The 3,636-nt window shown below is 34.9% G+C and carries 5 protein-coding genes; 2 read left to right on the top strand and 3 right to left on the bottom strand.

The window, feature by feature from the left end; all coding sequences use genetic code 11:
* From PHI38_RS09730 to aroQ, 3 genes are all read right to left on the bottom strand, one after another.
* On the bottom strand, positions 1-845 hold an 845-nt coding region (locus PHI38_RS09730; protein ID WP_299855604.1), incomplete at its 3' end, for a flagellar biosynthesis protein FlhF.
* Positions 842-1,327 carry a 2-amino-4-hydroxy-6-hydroxymethyldihydropteridine diphosphokinase gene (folK, locus tag PHI38_RS09725; RefSeq protein ID WP_299855602.1) on the bottom strand — a complete coding sequence of 162 codons (486 nt, stop codon included), beginning with the start codon at positions 1,325-1,327 and terminating at the stop codon, positions 842-844. The genes PHI38_RS09730 and folK, both read right to left, overlap by 4 nt.
* Positions 1,328-1,330: 3 nt before the next feature.
* Positions 1,331-1,813, bottom strand: a complete 483-nt coding sequence (gene aroQ, locus PHI38_RS09720) for a type II 3-dehydroquinate dehydratase (protein ID WP_299855600.1) — start codon at positions 1,811-1,813, stop codon at positions 1,331-1,333.
* A gap of 93 nt (positions 1,814-1,906) precedes the next feature.
* Between aroQ and PHI38_RS09715 the strand changes: the two genes are divergently transcribed.
* Positions 1,907-3,133 (top strand): metal-dependent hydrolase, encoded by a 1,227-nt coding sequence (locus PHI38_RS09715; RefSeq protein ID WP_299855599.1) that lies wholly within the window; start codon positions 1,907-1,909, stop codon positions 3,131-3,133.
* Positions 3,133-3,636 (top strand): S49 family peptidase (locus PHI38_RS09710; RefSeq protein ID WP_299855597.1); only part of this gene is annotated, 504 nt, incomplete at its 3' end. The genes PHI38_RS09715 and PHI38_RS09710, both read left to right, overlap by 1 nt.

Below are 3,636 nucleotides of genomic sequence, written 5' to 3'. Positions count from 1 at the left end.
GTCTCGATAGCTAACTTCATCATTCTAGCGTATTGCATCAGTTGCTCAACTGCTCCAATACGGTAAGTATCAAGAACAATAAGACCTACTTTGTATTTTTTTTGTGTTAAAAATGAGTACCTTGCAGCTAACTTTGCAACTGACGTTGTTTTACCAACTCCTGTTGGACCAACTAGCATTATTACCTTTTTGTTTCCAATAGATGGCAAGGCTTCAATTCTAACTGGCACCATTTTTCTAAGGATAGTTTGAAAATATCTCTTGATTGTAGATGAGTTCTCTCTCATCTTAAATGGCATATGTTCTAGTGTCATTCTCATAATAGAATCTAAATGCTCTTTATTCATACCACTTTGAGAAGCTAGCCTGTAAATCTCTGCGAATTCTGATGGGATATGACTATCTAAATCAGGGGATTTTTCTTCCCAAAACATATTTTGGATGATCTTAACTTTATCACCAAGCTTTGCTATCTCTGATTTTATCTCTTTTAACTCTTTTGGCTCAAGTACGCTTTGAGTGTTTTGTTCTTGATAAGCATAAAGTGGATCTTTAACTTCTGCTATTTTAGAAATTTGTTTTGCCGCATAAGAGATATCATAAAGAACATCAGCACTCTTTTGAGTGAGAGGTCTGCCATCTTTTATTGTAGAGCTATTTTTTTGATAAGTCTGCTCTGGCTCATCTTCTATTCCCATTATTATCTCATAAAGTGCATCTCGTCCTAGTGACTTTTTTTGTATCTCTTTAGTATCGATATGAAGCATTTGAGAATAATTTGGGCTCATCTTTGCTTTTTTAAGAGCATCTGAGGGTGTTTTTCCAACAAAAGTTAATATTTTCATCTCTTTAAACCTTTAAGTGGAATTAATACGCTTTCTCTTTTGAAATGCTCTGGGTGCGGAATAGAGAGTCTCTCTTTTTTAACAACTCTATCATCAAAAAATATGATATCCAAATCAAGCGTTCTTGGAGCGTTCGCAAAACTTCTTTTACGTCCAAATTTTTTCTCTACTCTCATTAAATAATCTAAAAATAGCATAGGCTGCATACTCGTTTTTAATATAATAATTGAATTAAAAAAATCATCTTGATTTATAAAACCAAAAGGAGGATTTTTTAAAATCAACGATCTCTGTAAAAATTCAACTCTTTTATCTCTCATAAGATAGACTTCAAGATGAGAAAACCTTCTTCTAACATCACCTACATTACCACCAATACCAATGGTTACTCTGTAACGATGATGACCCCTTTGCCCTCGTTTACTAAGGCGCAAATTTTTATAGATAGTCAAACTATCACTTAATTTACGCTCTATATACATTGCCTACTCAGCTTGAGTCGCTTGTTGTTGTTGCATCTCTTGTACGGCTTTTATCTCATTCATTATCTGAACCATACCAACCATCGCTAAGTGATACCCAAATGGTCCAAATCCTACAATTGATGATGTACAAACAGGTGCTATCATGTTTTGTTTTCTAAACTCTTCACGACGGTGAATATTGCTGATATGTACTTCAATAGTTGGAAGATTTACCGCTGAGATTGCGTCACGTATAGCTATTGATGTGTGTGTATATGCTGCAGCATTTAAAATTATGCCATTTGCATCTCCATAACACTCTTGGATTTTATCCACAATTTCACCCTCTAAATTACTTTGAAAAAACTCTATATCAAAAGAACTCTGTGCTGCAAAATCTCTCATTTGAGCGTGAATCTGCTCTAATTTCATAGAACCATAAATCTGTTGTTCTCTGACACCTAACATATTTAAGTTTGGTCCTTGAATTACTACTATTTTCATCTATTGCCTTTTTATTTAATAATTAAATTTTTTAAGGACTCATTTTACCTAAATTAAGCATAATCTATTTTAAATTCTAAAAAAAGATAAAAGATGCAAATTATTACTCCAAACTATATACTAACCCCACAAAACCTACTTTGTGGCCAAAGTATCGCATATGACAAAACGATACACAAAATCGCACCACTTGATGAGTTAAAAAGCCTATTTCCAGATGCACAAATCATAGAACTTAAAAAAAATTCTCTTCTTATGCCGGGGCTTATAAATGCTCATGTACATGTAGAATTTAGCGCGAACAAAACAGAACTATCTTATGGAGATTTTATCCCATGGCTCTATAGTGTGCTTGAAAACAGAGAAACTCTCATAGAAGGTTGCGCTAAAGAGTGTATGAGTGAAGCAATATCATCTATGCTTGAGTCTGGAATCACAACATTTGGAGCAATTAGTTCGCATGGAATGGACTTAGAAGCATGTGCAGAGGCAGAGCAAAATATTGTTTTTTTTAATGAACTTATCGGCTCTCAAGCAACTATGGCAGATGCCCTCTTCGCTGATTTTTTAGCGAGGCTTGATGCTTCAAAGAGTGTTAAAAGAGAAGGATTTCATCCTGCAGTTGCTATTCACTCGCCCTACTCCGTTCACCCAATTTTAATAAAAAAGGCTCTACAAATCGTTAAAAATGAGAGCCTTAAACTAAGTGCTCATTTTATGGAAAGCTCGGCTGAGAGAGAGTGGCTTGATAAGAGTGAGGGCGATTTCAAAGAGTTTTTTGAGAAACTTTTAAAACAAAATAGTGCTACATGTAGTTCTAGTGAATTTTTAGAGCATTTCAATGAACAACAAACACTATTTACCCATGTTGTTAAGGCCAATAATGAAGAACTTGATAACATAAAAAAAGGTAACCACACTATAATCCACTGCCCTATTTCAAATAGACTTCTTGGAAATGGTGCGCTTGATTTGAGCGTTGTAAATGAAAAAAATATCAACTGGATATGCGCGACAGATGGACTTAGCTCAAACTACAAACTTGACCTTTTTGAAGAGATGAAGTGCGCTCTTTTTATGCACTCAAACATGCCACTTCTACCTTTGGCAAAACAGCTTATAAATAGCGTAACAAAGGGTGCTGCTGAAGCTCTTGGGCTAAACAGTGGCGAGATAAAAGAGGGAAAAAACGCGGATATGATAGTTTTAGATTTGGATGAAGAACCAAATGATGAGTTGGCTATCCATTTAATACTTCATAGATATAATATCTCCCAAATTTATATCAATGGAAAATTTATTCCAAAAAAAGGTGTTTAATGCAATTTATAAAAAAACTATTTTCTCCAATATTTGCTACTATGAAGTTCATTCAAGAACATTTCAAAGCTATGATTTTTGTTCTCATACTATTTTTGATCTTTGCTCCTCAAAGTAAAGAGGATTTAAAACCAAATAACTTAGAGCAGATAAATCTTGTAGGTCCTATTATGGAAGTCTCAGAGGTTTTAAAGCAGATAGACGATGCTGCAGCAAACCACTTTGTAAAAGGAATTTTATTAAATATAGACTCTCCCGGTGGAGCAGTTGCACCTTCTATCGAGATAGCATATGCAATAAAACGTGCAAGAGAGAGTAAACCAGTCATTGTTTATGCAAGTGGAACAATCGCAAGTGGAAGCTACTACGCTAGTATATGGGCAAATGAGATAATTGTAAATCCGGGTTCTATGGTTGGAAGCATCGGTGTTATCATGCAAGGAGCAGATGTTAGCGAGCTTATGAGCAAAATATGCATCAAATCACAGAGCGTTCAAGCAGGA

This window comes from Sulfurimonas sp. (genome assembly GCF_028694895.1).
GTDB lineage: Bacteria > Campylobacterota > Campylobacteria > Campylobacterales > Sulfurimonadaceae > Sulfurimonas.
Note: the sequence above shows the minus strand (reverse complement) of the source record. Positions and strands in the feature narration are given on the sequence as shown.

Bases quoted from the DNA above. Each gene is read 5' to 3' on its own strand.
- PHI38_RS09715 (WP_299855599.1), top strand. From the start codon at position 1,907: ATGCAAATTATTACTCCAAACTATATACTAACCCCACAAAACCTACTT.
- folK (WP_299855602.1), bottom strand. From the start codon at position 1,327: ATGTATATAGAGCGTAAATTAAGTGATAGTTTGACTATCTATAAAAAT.
- aroQ (WP_299855600.1), bottom strand. From the start codon at position 1,813: ATGAAAATAGTAGTAATTCAAGGACCAAACTTAAATATGTTAGGTGTC.